The following is a 19,687-nucleotide window of genomic DNA, read 5'->3' as shown; positions in this document are numbered from 1 at the left end:
AACGGATACCGCAGTTATCTGGTCAACTGCCGGATCTTGGCCGAAGATACCCCCTACCTCGCAGAGTGCTTCTCTCGCGGCGAACTCACCGAAGCCCAAGTCCTGGCGGTTCTTACGCCCCTGCAAGAGGTCAAAGCCGAACGCCGGACCGAATTCGACGCCACCTTCCGTGACAACCCGGACATGTTCGAGTCCCAAGGCCCCAAACAGCTCACCGACACGGTGCAACGCTTCACCTTGGCCCATGCCTCAGATGATCAGTGCCGGAAAATGAAGCAAGCGGACACCAAACGCCATGTCCGCTTCTCCAAAGGAAAGAACTGCGTACGCATCAGCGGCACCTTGCCCGTCGTCGCCGGCACAGCACTGCAAATGCATCTGCGCCAAGAGTCATTCCGTCTGAAGAAACAAGGCGATCTGCGTACCAGGGAGCAGATCAAAGCCGACCTGCTCTGCACCTACTTGCTGGCCGGCCGGCCGGAGAAGTTGCCGTTGCAACTGCACGTCGGGCTGATCATGACCGATAAGACCCTCCTCCTCGGCGAACGCGAACCGGCCTATATGGAAGGCTACGGATACGTTCCGCCGCAATACGCGCGGGAACTAATCGCCGGAAATTCCATTGGCAATGAGCAGAGTTTCGCCGAAATGGAATCCGCCAAAGCTCAGGAGCATCTGGATCGCCTAGAGACCCTGGCCGACGTGACGCGACTCTACACCGCCCCAGGGGACGGGGAATTGATCGCAATGGACTCCAAGGCCCGCGCCTTCCCCGAAAAGCTTCGCCGCTTCGTGAGGATTCGAGACCGGCACTGCCGCACCCCATTCTGCGATGGGCTGGTCGAAGAGACCGACCACGTACTTCAGCATCACCTAGGCGGCCCTACGGATAGCGACAATGCGGCAGGGCGCTGCCCGACCTGCAATAAGGCCAAAGAAAAACCCGGTTGGCTTGAAGTCGTAGCGCTCAAGGGACCGCACACCATGCGAGTGAACCCGGGCTCCTCGATGATGTATCTATCGACGGCCCCGCCGGCGACCGGATACCTGCACAAACCATTTCCGCAACTACTGCGTGATTCAAAATGGGTGCGAGGCGTCAAGCTCCGGCTGATAAATCAGGAATCCAGCGGTCCCGGACCATAGCCCACGCTCCGTAGGCAGTGCTTACTCCCAGCTAGCGCTGCAACAGCCGTTCTAGAACGATCGCCAAACCATCTTCGTCCACCGAAGCGGTTACCTCGTCTGCGACGATTTTGACCTCGTCGGGGGCTTGGCCCATCGCGACCCCGAGGCCGGCCCACTGGAGCATCTCAATGTCGTTACGACCATCGCCCACAGCGATTGATTGAGCCGATTCGAACTTCAGTTCGGTGCGCAACCGCTCAAGCCCGCTGGCCTTGGTGACACCCTCGGCAGCGATATCCAGCCATGCGGTCCAACCCACCGAATAGGTGACACCGGAAAGGCCCAGACCGTGTACGGCCTGGCCGAAGTCTTCGGCCGTCGCATCGGTGGAGAAGACCACCACGCGGACGGCCCTGCTGCGCAGCAATTCGTCAAAATCGACAACCTTGGATTCGGCGCCGAAACTCGCGTCGGTGAATACATCGCTGGACAAGAATTCACCGCGTTCGTTCTCCACCGCATATTTCGCGTTCGGCAGCTGGCGCATCAGCGCCGCCAGCGCGAGCGACGGGTCAAAGACCTCGCGGTGCAGAACTTCTACCTGCTCTCCCTGCACGCGGGCGAGCACTCCACCATTGCTGGCCACGACAAAGCCGTGGTCGATGCCTAGTTCGCTCATAATCGGCAAGGCCGCGCCGAGCGAACGCCCGGTGGAGATCACTACCTCATGCCCGGCGGACACCACCGCACGGGCAACGTCGCGGACCCGGGAGCTCATCAGGCCCTGGTGGTTGACGATCGTCCCGTCGACATCGAGGCAGATCATCAATTTTTCGTTCTCCAGCCGGTCGTCGATGCCGGTCTTAGTCAAAATAGTCATAATTCAAGTGAACCACCGCTGCGTGGATATTGCGATGATCCACGGCACAACGGCTGGTGAACTGCGGATTAAAAGACAATCGACCGGCCTTTGCGGGGCCGGTCGATCGGGTTACTTCAGGACTTCAAGTCCACCCAAGTAGGGTTGCAGCGCCTTCGGCACGTTGACCGAGCCATCGGCGTTCTGGTGGTTTTCCAGAATCGCAACGATCCAACGGGTCGTGGCGAGCGTACCGTTCAGGGTGGCTACCGCGCGGGTCTTGCCAGGCTTGCCGTCTATGATCTCGCGTTCGCGGATATTCAGCCGGCGGGACTGGAAGGTCGTGCAGTTCGAGGTCGAGGTCAGCTCGCGGAAGGTCTCCTGCGATGGCACCCAGGCCTCGCAGTCGAACTTGCGCGCCGCGCTCATCCCCAGGTCCCCGGCGGCGGTGTCGATGACACGGTATGGAAGCTCCATGCGCTTGAGCATTTCCTCCTCCATCGCCAGCAGACGCTCGTGTTCCGCCTCGGCCTGGTCAACCGTGGTGTAAATGAACATTTCGAGCTTGTTGAACTGGTGCACGCGGATGATGCCACGGGTGTCCTTGCCCGCGGAGCCGGCCTCGCGGCGGTAGCAGGAGGACCAGCCGGCGTAGCGCACCGGACCGTCGGAAAGGTCCATGATCTCGTTGGCGTGGTAGCCGGCCAGCGCGACCTCCGAGGTGCCGACCAGGTACAGGTCGTCACGTTCCAGCTTGTAGATCTCATCGTCGTGTTCGACGTCGAAGCCGGTGCCCTGCATGGTTTCCGGGCGGACTAGGGTCGGGGTGATCATTGGGATGAATTCGCGTTCGACCGCGAGCTCCAGCGCCATGTTCATCATCGCGATTTCCAGCCGCGCGCCGATGCCCTTCAGGAAGTAGAAGCGTGATCCGGAGACCTTCGCACCGCGTTCCATGTCGATCGCGCCGAGTTTCTCGGCGATCTGCAGGTGGTCCAGCGGTTCGAAGCCTTCGGCGGCAAAATCGCGCGGGGTGCCGACGGTCTTCACCAGGGCGAAGTCGTCTTCACCGCCGGCTGGGATGCCGTCGATGATCAGGTTTGGGATGGAGCGCTGCAAGGAGGTGCAGGCAGCGGCCGCTTCGTCGGAGGAAGCCTGGGCAGCCTTGACGGCCACCGCAAGCTCCTTGACCTCCGCAAGCAGTGCTGCACGTTCCTCGCCCTTGGCGGCGCCAACCTTCTTGGAGAACGCATTCTGCTCTGCGCGCAGGCGTTCGTAGGTGGCTATGGTTTCGCGACGCGCCGAGTCAGCCTCAATCAGCTGGTCAATCAGCGCTTCGTCGGCACCGCGCGCGCGTTGCGAGGCGCGGTACATATCCGGATTATCGGTGAGCATTTTCAGGTCGATCACATCTTAAGCGTAGCAATCTTGAGTACGATGAGAGCACTATGCAGAGAAACCGCGTGATCTTATTATCCGTAGCCGGTGCCGCAGCTGTGCTCGCGGCCGTAACCGGGTATTCCGTGCGTAAGCTTTCTCAGGACGGGAAACCGATGAGCCAGCACCCTTCGGCGAAGGAGCAATCCGAGTCGAAGAAGGTTGGACTGGTCATCAATCCATCCAAGTCAGGGGCCGACGAAGCGCGTGATGCGGTAGCCCACGTGTGCGCCGAGGCCGGCCTCGAAGAGCCGCTGGTTTTCGAAACGACGCCGGAGAATGCGGGTCAAGAAGCCGCCCAAAATGCGCTCGAAGCCGGATGCGACACAATTATTGCCGCCGGTGGCGACGGCACGATTCGCGCCGTCGCAGAAGTACTCGAAGGCAGCGAAACGACGCTCGGGCTGCTCCCGCTGGGCACCGGCAACCTGCTGGCCCGAAACGTCGAAGTGCCGATCGACGACCTGCACACCGCGGCGCTGGTCGCCGTGCGCGGCATGGTGCGGCGCATCGACGTGGGCCACATGAAGCTGAAGCTGCTGGACGGCAGCAGCGCTGACCACGCGTTCTTGGTGATCGCCGGGGTGGGAACCGACGCGGACCTGTTCGATGACACCGACGAGGAGCTGAAATCCAAGGTCGGCTGGCTTGCCTACTCGGAGGCCGGGCTGCGCCAGCTGCCCGGGCGGCGCAAGAAGGTCGAGATCAAGCTCTCCAACGACGATGCCTGGCAGACCCGCAAGGTCCGCTCGGTGCTCTTCGCCAACTGCGGCAAGCTGCAGGGCGTGGACTTTGTCCCGGATGCGAAGATCGACGACGGGGTGCTCGACGCGGTGGTGCTCTCGCCGCGTTCGGCCGCCGGATGGGGCTGGATCCTGCTGAAGACCGCATTCCGCTCGCGCAACAAGATCCCGGTGATGAGCTTCTACCAGAGCACCGACATTTCATTGCGCTGCGTGGAACCGATGAACACGCAGATCGACGGGGATCCAACCGGCCAAGTCAACGAGCTGCAGGTCTCGGTCAACCCGTCCTCGCTGCGCATTCGCACGCCCTAGAGGCGGGCCTTCAGCTTGAGCACCCAGTCCCGGGCCTCGCTGAACGCACCGTCTGAATTGTGCGTATCGATGAACGGGCGGGTGCCCTGCGCCGCCGGGTAGGACCCCAAGAAGCGCAGCTCCGGGCAGAGCCGGTGCAACCCGGCAAGGGCCGCGGAGACGCGCTCTTCGGCGATGTGCCCCTCGACGTCGACGGAGAAGAAGTAGCGCCCCAGGCCCGCGCCGGTGGGGCGGGATTCGATGCGCGAGAGGTTGACCCCGCGCGCGGTGAATTGCTCCAGAATTCCCATCAACGCGCCCGGCCGGTCCTCGGAAAGCGGCAGAATCAGCGTCGACTTATCCACACCCGTCGGCGCCGGGATCGCCCCCGGCGAGGTGACCAGGATAAATCGGGTGACCGCCCCGGCGTTGTCTTCCACGCCACGCACCAGCACCTTCAGGCCGCGCGCTTCGGCAACCAGCGGTGAGCAGATCGCCGCGTCGTGGTGCTGCTCCGGGTCCAGCAGTCCCAGCGCGCCGGCGGCCGTGGAAGCAGCCGGGGTGAAAACCGCGGCCGGGATATTCGCTTCGGCCCACAACCGGCATTGCGCCCAAGCGTGCCCGTGTGTGGAAATTTCGCGGATCTGCTCCAGCGCGCCGATATTCGCCCGGACCGCCAGCACGAAGCTGATCGGCACCAGCACCTCGGCGACGATCTGCAGGGATTCTCCGGCGGCGATGGCGTCCAGGGTGGCCGACACGCCGCCCTCCACCGAGTTCTCGATCGGCACCATCGCGGCGTCGGCACTGCCCTCGCGGACCATCGCCAATGCGCTATTAACGCTGCTGGCCGGAATGCGCTCGGAATCGAGCGCCCCGGGAACCTGCAAAAGTGCCGCCTCGGTGAAAGTTCCGGCAGGGCCTAAATAGGCGTATTTCATCGAACGGTGGGTTCCTGACCGTTATCCGCTTCCATCGGGAGCTTGGCTTCGAGCCACGCGTCCGAGCCACCGGCGATGTTGAACGCCGTGTAGCCCAGGCCGGTCAGCCAGGCCGCCGCCTGCGCCGAGCGTCCACCGGTGCGGCAGATGACGTAGGTGTCAACATCCGGGTCCAGCTCTTCCACGCGGGTCGGCAGCTCGCCGAGCACGATGTGCTTGGCTCCAACGGCGCGGCCGGCCTCCCACTCGAAGTCCTCGCGCACGTCGAGAATCAACGCGTCCTTAGGTACGTCGGTGACCTGAACAGTCTCAAAGTCGCTCATGGTTGGCATTCCTCTCTGGTTGGGTGTTTGCTTATAAGACTAGTCATTCCCCGCCTCGAAAGCAGATATGAAGACGAGATCCGCCCTGAAATTGCGTGATGAGCTGGCCAGTGGAGAGCGTTCCAGCCGCGAGGTGACCGAACACTATCTGCGTCGCATCGATGAGCTCGACTCGCTTGGCGCATTTGTGTACGTGTCTCCCGACGCGATGGATGCGGCGGCGGCGGCCGATGAGAAGCAGGTGCGCGGGCAGATCGGCCGGTTGCACGGGCTGCCTTCGGCATTCAAGGACCTGAACGAGGTGGCCGGCATGCCCACCACCTACGGATCCGCCGCCATGGAGCACCAGCTCGCGACGGCGGATCACCCGCTGGTCGCGCGGTTGCGTTCCGAGGGCGTGGTGATCACCGGCAAGACGCAGGTTCCGGAATTCGGACTGAGCAGCTACTCGGAAAATCTCGTCGCTCCGCCCTCGCGCAATCCCCTGGATCCGCGGCTGACCTCAGGGGGTTCCTCCGGCGGCCAGGCCGCGGCGATCGCCGCCGGGATGATTCCCGTAGGCCCGGGCTCCGATGGCGGCGGGTCGGTGCGGATCCCCGCCGCAGCCTGCGGCCTGGTGGGGCTCAAGCCCTCGCTGGGCCGGGTGCCCAGCGACGTGGTCGACGGCTATCTGGACGCGTTCGGCGCACCGAAGATGACGGTTTCCGGCCCGTTGGCCCACGATGCCTTGGATGCGGCGATGCTGCTCGATGCGATGCGCGGCAGCGACCACTTTCTGCCGCTGCTGCGCGGCAGCTACCCCGAAAGGCTCAAGGGGTTGCGCATCGGCTACAGCACCCTCTCCCCCTTCGAAAGCGCCTACCCGATCACCCTGCAGGCGCCCGCGCGCGAGGCCTTCGAAAGCGCCAAGCGGCTGCTGGAGGCCAGGCACCGGGTGGAACCGGCGGATCTTCACTACGCGGGCGACTACCCGGAAACCTTCGCCCGGGTGTGGACCAATGGATTGCGCAATATTCCGGTCGACGATGAGAGCCTGCTCGGCGAGTTGGCCAGAGACTTCCGCCGGCGCTCCACCGCGCGCAGCCTCGAGGTGAGCCTGCAGGCGGCATCCCGGCTGAAGCAGATCGCTGCGGATTTTGTGCGACAATGGTCCGCCCATGACGTGATCCTCACCCCGGCGATGGCTTCGACTCCGCCGGAGATTGGCTATTTCACCCGCAAGGATGCGGATACCGACTATATGCTGCAGTGCCAGTACACCCCCTATACCTCGATGGTGAACGTCTCCTCGGTCGCCGCAATCACGGTTCCGATCACGAATTCGAGCTCCGGAATGCCGATGAGCGTCCAGCTGATCTCGCCGCGCGCCGATGAGGGACTGCTTTTGGCGTTGGCCAAACAATTGGGCAAGTGAGCCGGGAAATTTACCGTTACCAGCAGTATGGGTAACATGTGAAATAGATCGCAAAAGTGGGCACTTGCCCAAGGAAAAGCGAAAAATGTTACGCATGTCTACTGTTACTTCGAGCACCCCGGGTACCAATAAAACTTTCTTTGGCCATCCGCGTGCGCTCGCAAACCTCTTTAGTGTCGAAATGTGGGAGCGCTTCTCCTTCTACGGCATGCAGGCTCTGCTGGCCTACTACATGTACTACTCGGTCACCGATGGTGGCCTGGGCATGGATCAAAGCTTGGCGCTGTCGCTCGTCGGCGCCTACGGCGGCGCCGTCTACCTGTCCACAATTCTTGGCGCCTGGCTCTCGGACCGCCTCTTCGGCTCCGAACGGGTGCTGTTCTTCTCGGCGATCGGCATTATGGCCGGCCACGTCGCCCTGGCGCTGCTGCCGGGCTACCTTGGACTGACCTTGGGCCTGATCCTGGTGGCCGTCGGCTCCGGCGGATTGAAGGCCAACGCGGTGGCCTTGGTCGGTTCGCTGTACTCCAAGGAAGACTCGCGCATCGACGCGGGCTTCTCGCTGTTCTACATGGGCGTGAACATCGGCGGTCTGCTCGGCCCGCTGCTGACCGGCCTGCTGCACCAGAAGCTCGGCTTCCATTACGGTTTTGGCGCCGCGGCCGTCGGCATGGCCCTCGGACTGATTATCTACACCAAGGGGCGCAAGAACCTCCCGGACACCGCGGGGCAGGTGGCCAACCCGCTGCCGGCCAACGAGCGCAAGCGCTACGCGGGCATCTTCGCGGGGATCTTGGCGGTGATCGTGCTCGTCTTCGCGCTGAAGATCGTCACCCCGGCAAACCTTGCAAGCACCATCGCCTACGTGGTGATCGCCGCCAGCGTGGTGTACTTCGTATTGATCCTGCGCAGCAAGAAGGTCAGCGCCGTCGAACGCAAGCACGTCTGGGCGTTCATCCCGTTCTACATCGGCTCGGCGGCCTTCTGGGCGCTGTTCCAGCAGCAGTTCACCTTCATCGCGGCCTACTCCGATAGCCGCTTGGATCGCACCCTGGGCGGCTGGGAGATGCCGGCGAGCTGGGTGCAGTCGATCAACCCGGTATTCATCATCTTGCTAGCCAGCGTGTTCGCCGCCATGTGGACCAAGCTGGGGAAGCGCCAGCCGCGCACTTCGGTGAAATTCGGCTTGGCTCTGGTCGTCGTGGGTGCCGCGTTCTTGTGCTTCATCCCGCTCGAATCCCTGGAGATGACTCCGCTGCTTGCGATGGTCGGCATCCTGTTGCTGTGCACCATTGCCGAGCTGCTGCTCTCCCCGATCGGGCAGGCGGTTGCCACCAAGCTGGCTCCGGCGGCGTTCGGGACGCAGATGATCGCGCTGTTCTTCCTCTCGGTATCCCTGGGCACCACGCTTTCGGGCGTGCTGGCAGGCTACTATGTTGCGGGCAACGAAATCCCGTACTTCCTCGCGATGGGCGGCACCGCCATCGTGCTGGGCGTGGCAATGATCGCGGCCACCCCGGCGCTGAAGAAGCTCATGGGCTCGGTGCTCTAAGCTCCGAATTTTTGGCAGGCCTCCGCATCCATGCGGGGGCCTGCCTTCGTTTTAAGCCAAGACCAGCAGTTCGCCGATCTCGCAGTCGAGCGCTTGGCAGATCGCGACGAGAGTGGAGTAGCGGATCGCCTTCGCTCGGTCATTCTTGAGAATCGATAGATTCACCACCGAGACATCGACGAGCTCACTGAGCCGTGCGAGGGTCATCCCACGCTCCGCGAGCAAGTCACCAAGCCTGCAATGCACGCTGCCCATGGGCCTACACCAGCCCATCTGTATCTGCTTGGAGACGCTGGTTCTGCGTAGTCAGCGTCAGGCCAACGGTGACGAGCTCGGCGACCACCAGAATGCCCAGAGCCAAGAACAGCGCACCGAATTCGAAGTAGATCGCGAAGGTCGGTTCAGGCCAGGGGGTGGCGGCGGTAAATTCTTGAGCCGCGCTGGTGAATCCGTCGATCCGCAGGGTTTCTTCACCGGCAAGGCTACTGCCAAAGCCATTCAAGAATTGCCCGAGGGTATTGCCCAGGGCAAGGATCGCCGCTACTAGCCAGCCGGCGCGGCGCAACCGCGGGGTAAACGCCACCCCGGCGCGAAGCCGGTTGCATAACAGGATCACCGCGAGAATCACCGCGCAGCCGGCCAGCCCCTCGAAGATGGCCCCGGAGGCGAGCAGCAGGCGGACACCCAGGCTCAGGTTGCTCGCGGTCACCAGCACTTCGTTGATTTCCGCGGCGACAGCTTCGCCGTGTTCCGGAGTCACGTCCGTGACGTTTGGGTATTCCGGCCAATATGGCACCACCGGAACCAAGACTTCAACCGGGCCGCCGAAGATCAAGACGGCAGCTGACGCGATCGTGGTTACCCCGACTCCGACAAGTCCGATGATCGCTACGATGCGGGTGAAAGCAACAATCGAGGGCCCACGCTTCGAGCCGAAAACCGCGATGAGCAGCAGGGCGAGAGCCCCAATGGCGAGGACTGCCGCGAGTCCGAAGGCTAAGCCCGACATGGCCGATCCTATCGATAGTCGTTAACAACGAATATCGTTATGCTAACTCGGAAGCTTGATGAATACCAGCGGCCTAGGCGAACTCGTTCAGGCCCGAATAGTCGACCTCGTAGTTCTCGATCACCCCCACGGAGAAGACAACCAACCAGATGATGAACGCGTAAAGCAATACCGCGATCGCCAGGCCGACCCACGAGGTAATCAAGCCGGCCAAACTAAGCCCGCGGCTTGACGGTTCACGGCGCTGGGCCAGGTGCCCGGTGATTACCCCGGCCAAGGGAACTAGGATGATTATGCAGAAGCCGAGCATCGAGAGGATGCCCAGCACAAGCGAAGCCGTCGAAAGCCCTGCAGGCTCTCGCGGTTGCTGATACGGATTATTCGGATAGTAAGTCATCGACTTCGATTATTCTATGAACCCAGCCAAAATGCACGAAGACAAGAGGGACCACATGGCACACGAACGAGCCGGAACGCCTGCGCGCGAGGCAGATCTCATCGACCTGGACGCGGTACTCGACGCGTACGCATCGATCCTCCCGTCGCCGGACAACCCGGACCAGGCGGTCATCTTCGGCACCTCCGGCCACCGGGGAAGCTCGCTGAACGGAACGTTCAACGAGCTCCACATCGCGGCCATCACCCAGGCGGTCGTCGATTACCGCAAGGCCGCGGGAATCACCGGGCCGATGTATGTGGGCAAGGACAGCCACGCGCTCTCCGAACCCGCCTACCGGACCGCCCTTCAGGTCTTGGCGGGCAATGGCGTGCGGGTTCTCGCCGACGCCGGCCTGACCCCTACCCCGGCGGTCAGCCACGCGATCCTGGTCCACAATGCCGCGGCCGGCGAGCTGGCCGACGGCCTGGTCATCACCCCCTCGCATAATCCACCGGCCGACGGCGGCATCAAATACAACCCGCCGCACGGCGGGCCGGCGGAATCCGAAATCACCGGACCGATCGCGGCTCGGGCCAATGAATTGATGGCCAGCGGGGCTATCCTGCGTGGGGTCGCGAACCCGGAGGACTTCGATTTCCGCGAGCTGTACATTGCGGATTTGGCGCAGGTGATCGACTTCGAGGCGATCGCCGCCTCCGGGATCTCGATCGGCGCGGATCCGCTCGGCGGCGCCTCGGTGCACTACTGGGGCGAGATCTCACGGCGCTACGGGCTGAACCTGAGCGTGGTGAACGAAGAGGTGGACCCGCGCTTTGGCTTCATGACGCTGGATAAGGATGGCAAGATCCGCATGGATTGCTCCTCGGCGCATGCGATGGCCTCGCTGGTCGCTAACCGGGATAAATACGATATCGCCACGGGCAACGATGCGGACGCCGACCGGCACGGAATCGTCACCCCGGATGGCGGCTTGATGAACCCGAACCATTTCCTGGCCGTGGCCATCGACTACCTGCTCACGCACCGCCCGCAGTGGCCCGCCGACGCGCAGATCGGCAAGACTTTGGTCTCTTCGGTGCTGATCGACAAGGTGGTTGCGGCGCACGGGCGCGAATTACGCGAGGTGCCGGTGGGCTTCAAATACTTTGTCGAACCGCTGGCCTCCGGCAAGGTGGCCTTCTGCGGTGAAGAATCGGCCGGAGCGAGCTTCCTGGACTTCAACGGACGGGCCTTCAGCACCGACAAGGATGGGCTGATGCTCGCGCTGCTTGCCAGCGAAATCCGCGCGGTGACCGGCAAGAGCCCGAGCCAGCGGCATGCCGAGCTGGTCGCCGCGCACGGGCAGAGTTTCTATGACCGCTTCGACGCCCCGGCAACGCGGGCGCAGAAGGCCGTGCTGGGCAAGCTGGATCCGCAGGCCGTCACCGCGACCGAGCTCGCCGCGGATCCGATCACCGCGAAACTCACCGAGGCCTCGGGATTCGCCATTGGCGGGCTGAAGGTTTCCAGCGAACACGCGTGGTTTGCCGCACGCCCCTCGGGGACCGAGGACATCTACAAGATCTACGCCGAATCCACCCGCTCGGCCGAGCACCTCGCGCAGGTTTTGCGCGAGGCCCAGGTCATCGTTAACGCCGCACTGGCCGCTTAGCGCAGGCTCCAGGGGTCGATTTTGACCTCGGGCTGCTTGCGCGTCTTCCACCAGTGGCCCGCCCAGAGCAGCAGGAAGAGCGGAAGCCCGATGTAGCTGGAGAGCACCTCCAGCACCCGGCCTTGGAGTACCGCTTCGTAGTTCTGCCCGGCGATCACCACGATCAGGATCACGAAGGCGAGGATCGGCCCCAGCGGGAATAGCGGCGCCCGGTAGGGAAGTTTGGCCAGGTCCTGTCCGCTGGCGATATATGCCTTGCGGAACTTGTAGTGGCTAACCGCGATGCCCACCCAGGCGATAAAACCGGACAGCCCGGAGACGTTCAGCAGCCAGGTGTAGGCCGAGCCTTGCCCGATGAGGGCGGTGAGGAAGCCGAAAAGGCCCACCGAGGCGGTTAAGAGCATGGCCGGCACCGGCACTCCGCGGCGGTTGAGCCGGCCGAAGATCTTCGGCGCCTTGCCGTCGCGGGCCATAGAATAAAGCATACGTGCTGAGGCATATAGTCCGGAGTTGCCCGCCGAAAGGATCGCGGAGAGGATCACCGCATTCATCAGTGCCGCGGCGAAGGCGATTCCGGCGCGCTCGAAGACCATGGTGAATGGCGAATTGGCGATATCCGACTCACCGCTGGCGAGCAGGGTTGGGTCGGTATATGGCAGCAGGGTACCAATAATGAAGATTGCGCCCACATAGAAGAGCATGATGCGCCAGAAGATCGCCTTGATCGCCTTGGGGATATCGCGCTGCGGATTCTCCGCTTCGCCGGCGGCCACACCCACCAGCTCGGTGCCCTGGAACGAGAAGCCGGCGATCATGAACACCGAGACCACCGAGAGCCACCCGCCAACAAACGGCGCGTCTCCGGTTGACCAGTTGCTGAAGCCCGGGGAGCTGCCGCCCATAATACCCAGCACCATGGCTACGCCGCAGATGAGGAACACGATCACCGTGATGACCTTGATCATCGCCAGCCAATATTCGCTTTCGCCGAAGGCCTTCGTGGACAGCGCGTTCAGCGCGGTGAGCAAGAGCAGGAAGGTCCCGGCCCAGATCCAGCCGGGGACATCCGGCAGCCAGTAGGACATCACAATGCCCGCGGCAACCAGTTCAGCGGCGACGGTAATGGCCCAGTTGAACCAGTAGTTCCAGCCGATAGCGAAGCCGAAGTGGCGGTTGACGAAGACCGAAGCATAGGTCTGGAAGGAGCCGGCCACCGGCAACCGTGCGCTCATTTCGCCCAAGGACTGCATTAGGAGCAGGACCATCAGGCCGATCAGCGCGTAGGCGAGCAGCGAACCGCCCGGGCCTGCCTGGGCGATCGTGCCGCCGGAGGCGACAAAGAGTCCGGTGCCGATCGACCCGCCGATGGCGATCATCTGCATATGGCGCGCTTTGAGGCCACGCTTCAAACCATCGGTGGACGGTGCGGGCTCGGTCATGCAGATGCTCCTGAAGTAAGGTTTTTGGGCCTTAACAATCATTCCACCTGGAAAGCTTCAGCAGCTATGAACCGCGCTACAGTAAGCGATCAATAATCTTTCGCTTAGCCCATGTATATGGAGGATATATTGCGCTCAAGGTGTCAATGACCGTCGTTTTGCTGAGTTCTGAGCGGATCTGCGAAAGCCGGTCGAAGCCATACTTGCCGTGGTACGAGCCCATTCCACTGGCCCCCACCCCGCCAAATGGCAGGGACGGGATGACCATTTGGGCCAGTGGCGCATTGTGCACAATCGCGCCGGCGCGCACTCGATCCGAGAAGATCGACTGCAGCCGCGGGGACTCGCTCATCAGGTAGGCGGCCAACGGGGAGGGGCGCGAGGCGATGAATTCAAGCGCCTCGTCGAAGGAGGCCACCTCGATGACCGGAAGGATCGGACCGAAGATTTCTTCCTGCATCAGCTTCGAGCCGAGGTCGACATGGCGCATGATGGTCGGGGCGATGCGCAAGGTGTCCGCGTCGTAGTCGCCGCCTTGGACCACCTCACCCGAATCGAGCATGCCCACCAGCCGGTCGAAATGCTTCCGGCTGACGATTCGGCCATAATCCGGGTGGTTGATCGGGTCTTTGCCGTAGAAGCCGGCAATTGCCTGGCCAAGCCGTGAAATTAGCGCGTCGGTGTCCCCGAAAGAGAGCACATAGTCCGGGGCCACGCAGGTCTGTCCGGTATTCATGAACTTCGCATAGGCCAGGCGCTTGGCGGTGGGCAACGAGTTGTTGTCTACCACCGCCGGGCTTTTGCCGCCGAGTTCCAGGGTGGTGGGCGTCAGCTGCTTGGCGGCCGCTTCGGCGACCACCCGCGCGACCTGCTGTCCACCGGTGAAGAAGATGTGGTCCCAGCGTGCGGCGAGCAGCTCGGTGGCGGTGTCGACGCCGCCCTCGATGACCGCGTAGACCCGGGCGTCCAGGTACATCGGGAGCAGTTTCGCCAGCACCCCCGAGGTGGCCGGTGCGAGCTCCGAAGGCTTGAGCACCGCGGCGTTTCCGGCGGCGATCGCGGCGACCAGTGGAGCCAGCATCAACTGCAAGGGATAGTTCCACGGCCCGATGATCAGCACGACCCCCAGCGGCCGGGGTTCGACCTTGGCCATGGCCGGCTGCAGCGCGAAGGGAACCTTGACGGCGGTTGAATCCATCCACTCCGAGAGATGCCGTTGGGCGTGGTCGATTTCGGAACGGACCACGTCGATTTCGCTGAACTTCGCCTCGGTGGCGCTCTTGCCAAGGTCCTCGGCGAGCGCGTCGAGGAATTCTCCCGTGCGTTCGGCCAGCATCTTTTCCAGGGCACGCAGCTGCTGGGCGCGAAAGCGCCGCGGGTGCGTGATGCGGGTGTCGGCGGATCGGCGCAGGTGCCCGAGGACCTCGGTGATGCGCGAGGGATGCTCGTCTACCGGCGGTGCGGCGTCGCCGACGGGATCTGGAAGCGGATTTGAGGTAAAGAGACCCATGGCTCGATGCTACTTCATTGATTCCCCGGGATATTCCATTTGTATCAGGTGTTTGATACATTAGTTTTTCAACTTACGGAGGTAATTATGGATCAACTCTCCACCGCCGCGTTCAGCATGGCGATCGGCGCAGCCCTGATCTACGCGTGGCTGCGCACGGTTGCCCGTCAAGACAACAGGCCCGCACTGCTGCGGGCGAGATCCCACTCCTTCTGGTGCGCGCTGATTGCCTTCTTCGTAAGCAGTTCCGGCGGGGTGAGCAACCAGCAAGCGGCCCATGCCGGCGCCGGCGAATCCCTGTGGGCCAGCGATCTGCTCGCCGCCACCGGTCCGGCACTCTGGCTGCTGTCGATCTATCTGATCGGCCTCTACTCCTGGCCGGCGTCGGTGGCGAATGTGCGCGCGGCCTCCCTGGAACCTCGCTCGATGATGACGCCGTTGCCTAAGGCCTTGAGTGCCGTCGCCGCGCTGGTACTCCTCGGCGCCGGTCTTACCCTGTGGATGATCCGCGACGTCACCGGGGTCCCCCCGCAATATGAGGTTGCCTCCTCGGACGCCTACGGAAGCACCTGGGTTTCGCAGTCCGCGACCGACGGACTGCGTGCGGCGGACCAGATGCTGGCCCTGTTTGCCATCAACCTGGCCTCCCTGGCGCTGGCCCTACTCATCGCGATGCTCTTCATTTTGCTGCGCAAACCGCTTGGTTCGCTCAGCCCCCACGATAACCAGGTATTGCGCGAAGTCTGGCTCAACCGGCTGCTGCGCACCTCGATCCTGGCCTTTGCCTCCGTTGGAGCCTCGTCGCTGCATTACAAGGCCTCGTGGCTTATGTCGCTGGATCGCACCATGTATCAACCCTGGCAAAACACCGCTAACGTGGCCATGCTCATCACCTTCATCGCCATGGCATTGTGGAAGCCACCGGAAAATTTTGCCAGAACCACTAGCCCAAAGCCTGCCTCCTCCTTTTTGCGGATGCGCGAAAATTTGTTTGCCATTGGATTCCTCACCACCGCGCTCACACTCATCGCACTGGCCTGCTCCTCCTCGCTTGTGCAGACCGAGTACGCGGACAATGCGCGCCCCGGTGAGAATGCCCCGCAGGCAATTGTGTCGCTCCTGGTGGTAGCCCTCTTGTTCTTGGTGCTCAATGCCGGGTTCCTGGGCTACCTGCACCTGAAGTCCAGGGGAACCCATTCACTGGCTCGGCACAGCGCAGACCTGCCGCGCTATGTCTATGTGCTCGCCGGACTCTTGCTCATCGGCGCCACATACCTGCTGATCAATCCACCATTCGAATATTTTTGGGGTCTAGTTCCGGTCAAACCGGTCTTTGCGCTGGGTGCGCTCCTCGCGTTGCTTGCCGCTACCGCCTGCCACATCTGGTGGGTTCGGCGTGCGGCCTTGCCTTGGGATGTCACCGTGGAGCAAGAAATTTGGTATCGCCAGGTTCACGAACTACGCGCCCTCCGTGTAGTCACCGCGGCGGCCGTCGCCATGCTGGCCTGGGGTTACGAGGCAGGTCCCTACGTTTCGGCCGTGGGGATCATCGTCTTCTGCTGCCCGGCAGTGATCATTTTGGCCCGCCCAGAAACTAGGGTGCCGCAGCGCGTATGAGCCAACATATTTTCGTGGACCTGGACGCGGCGGTTCCGCCCTATGAACAGATCCGCACGCAAATCTCTTCGCTGATTTCCTTGGGCGAGCTGCCGGCGGGAAGCAAGCTCCCTACGGTGCGGGCACTGGCCACCGATTTGGGGGTCGCTTCCGGGACGGTGGCCCGCGCTTACAAGGAACTCGAAGCCACCGGCCTGGTTTCCTCCCGGCGGCGTGCCGGAACGGTGGTGAACGCCGGAGCCGATATGGAGAAATCCTCCGGTGATCTGGTTCAAGCGGTGGATCGGGTGTGGGAGCTGGCCCGAGCTCAGGGAATCGACGAGGCCACCGTCAGGGCGCTGGTGCAACGCCGGGCGCGGCAATAATTTGTTCTTCCGCGGCTTTGGTGAGTACGCTCTAGCCAGTGACACGGGGTGTCGGATTCACCGACTGAGATGAGACCCGTCGAACCTGAACTAGTTCAAACTAGCGGAGGGATGTCGCATGACCCTGACTTCCGTTGCCCGGAATTACCGGCAACAATCCCCTTTGGTGTTTTGCCTGACCAATACCGTGGTCACCAACTTCACCGCGAATGCGCTGCTGGCCTCCGGGGCGGCTCCGGCCATGACCGACCTGCCCGGCGAAGCCGGGCCATTTGCCGCGGTGGCCTCCGCGGTCCTGGTGAACCTGGGCACCCCGAGCACCGAACAGCTGCGCGCCATGGACGAAGCGGTTCACGGTGCGAACCAGGCCGGCACCCCCTGGGTGCTGGACCCGGTGGCCGTGGGCGCATTGCCGGTGCGCACTGACTTCGCGCGAAAAATCGTGACCCAGCGCCCCACCCTGATCCGCGGCAATGCCTCGGAAATTCTGGCGCTGGCCGGGCGGAGCTCGACCGGGCGCGGAGTGGACGCGCAGGACACCGTGCACGCGGCCATCGAGGCCGGACGCCAGTTGGCCGCCGAATATGGTTCGGTGGTCGCGATCTCCGGGGCGGCCGATGCGATCATCGATGCCAAACGCACCACGCTGGTGCACAGCAACGGGATCGGCTTGACCGGGATTACCGGCGGCGGCTGCGCCCTGGGTGCAATCTGCGCCGGAATGCTCGCGGTGAGCGAAGACCCGTTCGACGCGGCGATCGCAGCCCACGGCCTGTACGGACTGGCCGCCGAAAAGGCCCTGGCCATCGGCCGCGGTCCGGGAAGTTTCGCCGCGGCCTTCCTCGACGAACTCTCGCTGCTGGACCCCGAGGAATTGCACAACCTGCGCCTTGAGGAGGCAAATAATGCGTGATCTGGGAATCTACCTGGTAGCCAACACCGAAAGCTGCCAGCCGCGCAGCACCTTGGAAGTCATCGAAGGTGCGGTGGCCGCGGGTGTGCAATGGGTGCAGCTGCGGGCCAAGAACGAGACCGCCCGCGAATTCTTCGAACTTACCTGCGCGGCGGCAGAACTCACCGCCGGCAAGGCCGAACTGCTGGTCAACGACCGCATCGACGTATTCCTCGCGGCACGGGCAGCGGGTGCCGCGGTCACCGGCATCCACATCGGGCAGAAGGATATTGCGGTGCGCTACGCCCGCGAAATCATCGGCGAGGGGATTATCGGGCTCAGCGCTTCCACCGATGAACAGCTGACCGGGGCCAACGCCGACGCGAAATACCTCGATTACCTGGGGGTCGGGGCGATCCGCGCGACGCCCACGAAGAAGGACCATCCCACCCCGCTGGGCATCGATGGATTCCTGCGGGCCAAGCGGCTCACCGAGCTGCCCGCCGTGGCCATCGGCTCGCTGACCGCCGCGGATGCCGCGGCGCTGCGCGACGGCGGGGCCGCCGGCATGGCGGTGGTCCGCGCGATCTGCGCCGCCGAGGATCCGCAGGCGGCCAGCGCCGAACTGCTGGACCGCTGGGAAGGTGCCAAATGAGCCTCAACATTCTTTCCATTGCCGGCTCCGACCCCTCGGGAGGCGCGGGCATCCAGGCGGATCTGAAGGCCATCGGCGCCAACGGCGGCTACGGCATGGCCGTGATCACCGCGCTCACCGCGCAGAACACCCTAGGGGTGGATGCGGTGCAGGCCGTCGACGCGGAATTCGTGGCCAAGCAGCTGGAATCGGTGTCCGCAGATGTGCGCATCGACGCGATCAAGATCGGCATGCTGGCCGATCCGCAGATCATCGCCGCGGTGTCCCGATGGCTGGAAACGGTGCACGCCCCGGTGGTGCTGGACCCGGTGATGATCTCGACCAGCGGGGACCGGCTGCTGGCCGATGGCTCGGCGTTGGACGCGCTGCTTTCCCGGGCGGAGGTGCTCACCCCGAATACCGCAGAGCTTGCGGCGCTGCTCGGGGAGCCGCCGGTGCGCGGCTGGGAGGAACTGCTGGAGCAGGCCCAGCGCCTGGCGGCCAAATACGAGGTGCTGGTGATCGCCAAGGGCGGCCACCTGCCCACCGAAAGCTGCCCCGACGCGCTGGTGGGTCCGGCCGGGGTGATCGCCTGCTATGACGGCCCACGCCACGCCACCGGCAACACCCACGGCACCGGTTGCACGCTATCCAGCGCGCTGGCCACGCACTATGCCCGCGGCGGGGATTGGGCCAAGGCCCTGGGCGCGGCGAAGGAGTACCTCTTCGCGGCGATTGCCGCGGCCGATGAGCTGCAGGTGGGCAGCGGGCACGGACCGGTGAACCACTTTGCCGGGCTCTTCGCGGGGCAAAGCGCGGATCCGATGGCCGATTGGTGGGAGCGGATCGCCGGGTTGCGCGGTGGAATCGATGAGCTTCAGTTCATCCGCGAGCTCTCCGCGGGCACGCTGGAGCGCAAACGCTTCGAGTACTATCTGGCCCAGGACGCCCTGTATCTGCAGCGCTATGCGCAGGTGCTCGCGCAGGCCAGCGCGCTGGCCCCGCAGCTCGAGGCCCAGCGCTTCTGGGCCAAGGGTGCGGAAGGCATCCTGGAAGGCGAGCTGAAGCTGCACCGCAGCGAGCTGCTGGACCTGGCCCCCGAGCCGAGCGCCACCACGTTGAACTACGTCAACCACCTCAGCTCCTGCGCCGGAAGCTATCCGGAGCTGATCGCCGCGATCCTGCCCTGCTACTGGATCTACCAGGACATTGGCAATCGGCTGAGCGCCGCGAATCATGCCGGGCACCGGTATGAGAGCTGGCTGGCCACCTACAGTTCGGCGGAGTTCGACGAGGCCACCGCGGCGGCCATCGAGCTGGTGGCGGCCGCCTGGCGGCTCGCGGACCCGGCGCTGCGCGAGCGGATGTGGGATGCATTCCGGCGTTCGGCCGAGCACGAGCTGTCTTTCTTCGCCCAAGCGCACGCGAAGGGCGTAGACTTCTCTACGGCCTAAACGCGGGGCCAGGAATTCTGGAGGA

General features: G+C 63.6%; 19 protein-coding genes and 1 riboswitch. Of the genes, 10 read left to right on the top strand and 9 right to left on the bottom strand.

Features of this window, described 5'->3' with window-relative positions; all coding sequences use genetic code 11:
* The coding region (locus tag ACT3UA_RS02510; RefSeq protein WP_444615441.1) for an HNH endonuclease at nucleotides 1-1,146 on the top strand (1,146 nt) is incomplete at its 5' end.
* A gap of 31 nt (nucleotides 1,147-1,177) precedes the next feature.
* Here the strand turns inward: ACT3UA_RS02510 and ACT3UA_RS02505 are convergent.
* Both ACT3UA_RS02505 and serS read right to left on the bottom strand, forming a co-directional pair.
* Nucleotides 1,178-2,008: an HAD family hydrolase gene (locus tag ACT3UA_RS02505; RefSeq protein WP_444615440.1), complete on the bottom strand. Its 831-nt coding sequence runs from the start codon at nucleotides 2,006-2,008 to the stop codon at nucleotides 1,178-1,180.
* 111 nt (nucleotides 2,009-2,119) lie between these two features.
* Entirely contained in the window at nucleotides 2,120-3,397 is a 1,278-nt protein-coding gene (gene serS, locus ACT3UA_RS02500) for a serine--tRNA ligase (protein WP_444615439.1), read from the bottom strand.
* A 53-nt stretch (nucleotides 3,398-3,450) separates the two neighbouring features.
* Here serS and ACT3UA_RS02495 point away from each other — a divergent pair, with 53 nt between their 5' ends.
* The gene (locus tag ACT3UA_RS02495; protein ID WP_444615438.1) at nucleotides 3,451-4,482 is read left to right on the top strand and encodes a diacylglycerol/lipid kinase family protein; all 1,032 of its coding nucleotides are present in this window, start codon (nucleotides 3,451-3,453) and stop codon (nucleotides 4,480-4,482) included.
* Here the strand turns inward: ACT3UA_RS02495 and pheA are convergent.
* Complete coding sequence (gene pheA / locus ACT3UA_RS02490; RefSeq protein WP_096282968.1) at nucleotides 4,479-5,402, bottom strand: prephenate dehydratase; 924 nt, start codon at nucleotides 5,400-5,402, stop codon at nucleotides 4,479-4,481. The two genes, ACT3UA_RS02495 and pheA, sit on opposite strands and share 4 nt — an antisense overlap.
* Entirely contained in the window at nucleotides 5,399-5,725 is a 327-nt protein-coding gene (locus tag ACT3UA_RS02485) for a rhodanese-like domain-containing protein (protein WP_096282967.1), read from the bottom strand. Before ACT3UA_RS02485 ends, pheA begins: the two co-directional genes overlap by 4 nt.
* Nucleotides 5,726-5,792: 67 nt before the next feature.
* Here ACT3UA_RS02485 and ACT3UA_RS02480 point away from each other — a divergent pair, with 67 nt between their 5' ends.
* Both ACT3UA_RS02480 and ACT3UA_RS02475 read left to right on the top strand, forming a co-directional pair.
* On the top strand, nucleotides 5,793-7,139 hold the full coding sequence (locus ACT3UA_RS02480) for an amidase (RefSeq protein ID WP_444615437.1): 1,347 nt from the start codon (nucleotides 5,793-5,795) through the stop codon (nucleotides 7,137-7,139).
* A 94-nt stretch (nucleotides 7,140-7,233) separates the two neighbouring features.
* On the top strand, nucleotides 7,234-8,691 hold the full coding sequence (locus tag ACT3UA_RS02475; protein ID WP_096282965.1) for a peptide MFS transporter: 1,458 nt from the start codon (nucleotides 7,234-7,236) through the stop codon (nucleotides 8,689-8,691).
* Nucleotides 8,692-8,742: 51 nt separating this feature from the next.
* Here ACT3UA_RS02475 and ACT3UA_RS02470 read toward each other — a convergent pair whose 3' ends face one another.
* The 3 genes from ACT3UA_RS02470 to ACT3UA_RS02460 all read right to left on the bottom strand — a co-directional run bounded on the left by ACT3UA_RS02470 (nucleotide 8,743) and on the right by ACT3UA_RS02460 (nucleotide 10,097).
* Nucleotides 8,743-8,964 carry a helix-turn-helix domain-containing protein gene (locus ACT3UA_RS02470; RefSeq protein WP_096282964.1) on the bottom strand — a complete coding sequence of 74 codons (222 nt, stop codon included), beginning with the start codon at nucleotides 8,962-8,964 and terminating at the stop codon, nucleotides 8,743-8,745.
* Nucleotides 8,951-9,700: a hypothetical protein gene (locus ACT3UA_RS02465; protein ID WP_096282963.1), complete on the bottom strand. Its 750-nt coding sequence runs from the start codon at nucleotides 9,698-9,700 to the stop codon at nucleotides 8,951-8,953. Before ACT3UA_RS02465 ends, ACT3UA_RS02470 begins: the two co-directional genes overlap by 14 nt.
* Nucleotides 9,701-9,773: 73 nt before the next feature.
* Complete coding sequence (locus tag ACT3UA_RS02460; RefSeq protein WP_096282962.1) at nucleotides 9,774-10,097, bottom strand: DUF4190 domain-containing protein; 324 nt, start codon at nucleotides 10,095-10,097, stop codon at nucleotides 9,774-9,776.
* 55 nt (nucleotides 10,098-10,152) lie between these two features.
* Between ACT3UA_RS02460 and pgm the strand changes: the two genes are divergently transcribed.
* Entirely contained in the window at nucleotides 10,153-11,751 is a 1,599-nt protein-coding gene (pgm, locus tag ACT3UA_RS02455) for a phosphoglucomutase (alpha-D-glucose-1,6-bisphosphate-dependent) (RefSeq protein WP_444615436.1), read from the top strand.
* On the opposite strand, the gene ACT3UA_RS02450 is transcribed toward pgm, so the two are convergent.
* Together ACT3UA_RS02450 and ACT3UA_RS02445 are read right to left on the bottom strand one after the other, a co-directional pair.
* Complete coding sequence (locus ACT3UA_RS02450) at nucleotides 11,748-13,190, bottom strand: amino acid permease (protein WP_096282961.1); 1,443 nt, start codon at nucleotides 13,188-13,190, stop codon at nucleotides 11,748-11,750. The two genes, pgm and ACT3UA_RS02450, sit on opposite strands and share 4 nt — an antisense overlap.
* 76 nt (nucleotides 13,191-13,266) lie before the next feature.
* Nucleotides 13,267-14,700: an aldehyde dehydrogenase family protein gene (locus ACT3UA_RS02445; RefSeq protein WP_444615435.1), complete on the bottom strand. Its 1,434-nt coding sequence runs from the start codon at nucleotides 14,698-14,700 to the stop codon at nucleotides 13,267-13,269.
* 87 nt (nucleotides 14,701-14,787) lie between these two features.
* Here ACT3UA_RS02445 and ACT3UA_RS02440 point away from each other — a divergent pair, with 87 nt between their 5' ends.
* The 5 genes from ACT3UA_RS02440 (at nucleotide 14,788) to thiD (ending at nucleotide 19,662) form a co-directional block, all read left to right on the top strand.
* Entirely contained in the window at nucleotides 14,788-16,317 is a 1,530-nt protein-coding gene (locus ACT3UA_RS02440; protein WP_096282959.1) for a hypothetical protein, read from the top strand.
* Complete coding sequence (locus ACT3UA_RS02435) at nucleotides 16,314-16,682, top strand: GntR family transcriptional regulator (RefSeq protein ID WP_096282958.1); 369 nt, start codon at nucleotides 16,314-16,316, stop codon at nucleotides 16,680-16,682. The genes ACT3UA_RS02440 and ACT3UA_RS02435 overlap by 4 nt, the downstream gene beginning before the upstream one ends.
* 34 nt (nucleotides 16,683-16,716) lie before the next feature.
* Nucleotides 16,717-16,811: riboswitch (TPP riboswitch) on the top strand.
* Nucleotides 16,801-17,595, top strand: a complete 795-nt coding sequence (thiM, locus tag ACT3UA_RS02430; protein WP_096282957.1) for a hydroxyethylthiazole kinase — start codon at nucleotides 16,801-16,803, stop codon at nucleotides 17,593-17,595. Its footprint overlaps the riboswitch before it by 11 nt.
* Nucleotides 17,588-18,229, top strand: coding sequence for a thiamine phosphate synthase (thiE, locus tag ACT3UA_RS02425; protein WP_096282956.1), 642 nt, complete (start codon nucleotides 17,588-17,590; stop codon nucleotides 18,227-18,229). Before thiM ends, thiE begins: the two co-directional genes overlap by 8 nt.
* Nucleotides 18,226-19,662 carry a bifunctional hydroxymethylpyrimidine kinase/phosphomethylpyrimidine kinase gene (gene thiD / locus ACT3UA_RS02420; RefSeq protein ID WP_444615434.1) on the top strand — a complete coding sequence of 479 codons (1,437 nt, stop codon included), beginning with the start codon at nucleotides 18,226-18,228 and terminating at the stop codon, nucleotides 19,660-19,662. Before thiE ends, thiD begins: the two co-directional genes overlap by 4 nt.
* Nucleotides 19,663-19,687: the final 25 nt, after the last annotated feature.

This window comes from Glutamicibacter sp. 363 (assembly GCF_052379505.1).
GTDB lineage: Bacteria > Actinomycetota > Actinomycetes > Actinomycetales > Micrococcaceae > Glutamicibacter.
Note: the sequence above shows the minus strand (reverse complement) of the source record. Positions and strands in the feature narration are given on the sequence as shown.

Bases quoted from the DNA above. Each gene is read 5' to 3' on its own strand.
- ACT3UA_RS02505 (WP_444615440.1), bottom strand. From the start codon at position 2,008: ATGACTATTTTGACTAAGACCGGCATCGACGACCGGCTGGAGAACGAA.
- pheA (WP_096282968.1), bottom strand. From the start codon at position 5,402: ATGAAATACGCCTATTTAGGCCCTGCCGGAACTTTCACCGAGGCGGCA.
- ACT3UA_RS02485 (WP_096282967.1), bottom strand. From the start codon at position 5,725: ATGAGCGACTTTGAGACTGTTCAGGTCACCGACGTACCTAAGGACGCG.
- ACT3UA_RS02480 (WP_444615437.1), top strand. From the start codon at position 5,793: ATGAAGACGAGATCCGCCCTGAAATTGCGTGATGAGCTGGCCAGTGGA.
- ACT3UA_RS02475 (WP_096282965.1), top strand. From the start codon at position 7,234: ATGTCTACTGTTACTTCGAGCACCCCGGGTACCAATAAAACTTTCTTT.
- ACT3UA_RS02470 (WP_096282964.1), bottom strand. From the start codon at position 8,964: ATGGGCTGGTGTAGGCCCATGGGCAGCGTGCATTGCAGGCTTGGTGAC.
- ACT3UA_RS02465 (WP_096282963.1), bottom strand. From the start codon at position 9,700: ATGTCGGGCTTAGCCTTCGGACTCGCGGCAGTCCTCGCCATTGGGGCT.
- ACT3UA_RS02460 (WP_096282962.1), bottom strand. From the start codon at position 10,097: ATGACTTACTATCCGAATAATCCGTATCAGCAACCGCGAGAGCCTGCA.
- pgm (WP_444615436.1), top strand. From the start codon at position 10,153: ATGGCACACGAACGAGCCGGAACGCCTGCGCGCGAGGCAGATCTCATC.
- ACT3UA_RS02450 (WP_096282961.1), bottom strand. From the start codon at position 13,190: ATGACCGAGCCCGCACCGTCCACCGATGGTTTGAAGCGTGGCCTCAAA.
- ACT3UA_RS02445 (WP_444615435.1), bottom strand. From the start codon at position 14,700: ATGGGTCTCTTTACCTCAAATCCGCTTCCAGATCCCGTCGGCGACGCC.
- ACT3UA_RS02440 (WP_096282959.1), top strand. From the start codon at position 14,788: ATGGATCAACTCTCCACCGCCGCGTTCAGCATGGCGATCGGCGCAGCC.
- ACT3UA_RS02435 (WP_096282958.1), top strand. From the start codon at position 16,314: ATGAGCCAACATATTTTCGTGGACCTGGACGCGGCGGTTCCGCCCTAT.
- thiM (WP_096282957.1), top strand. From the start codon at position 16,801: ATGACCCTGACTTCCGTTGCCCGGAATTACCGGCAACAATCCCCTTTG.
- thiE (WP_096282956.1), top strand. From the start codon at position 17,588: ATGCGTGATCTGGGAATCTACCTGGTAGCCAACACCGAAAGCTGCCAG.
- thiD (WP_444615434.1), top strand. From the start codon at position 18,226: ATGAGCCTCAACATTCTTTCCATTGCCGGCTCCGACCCCTCGGGAGGC.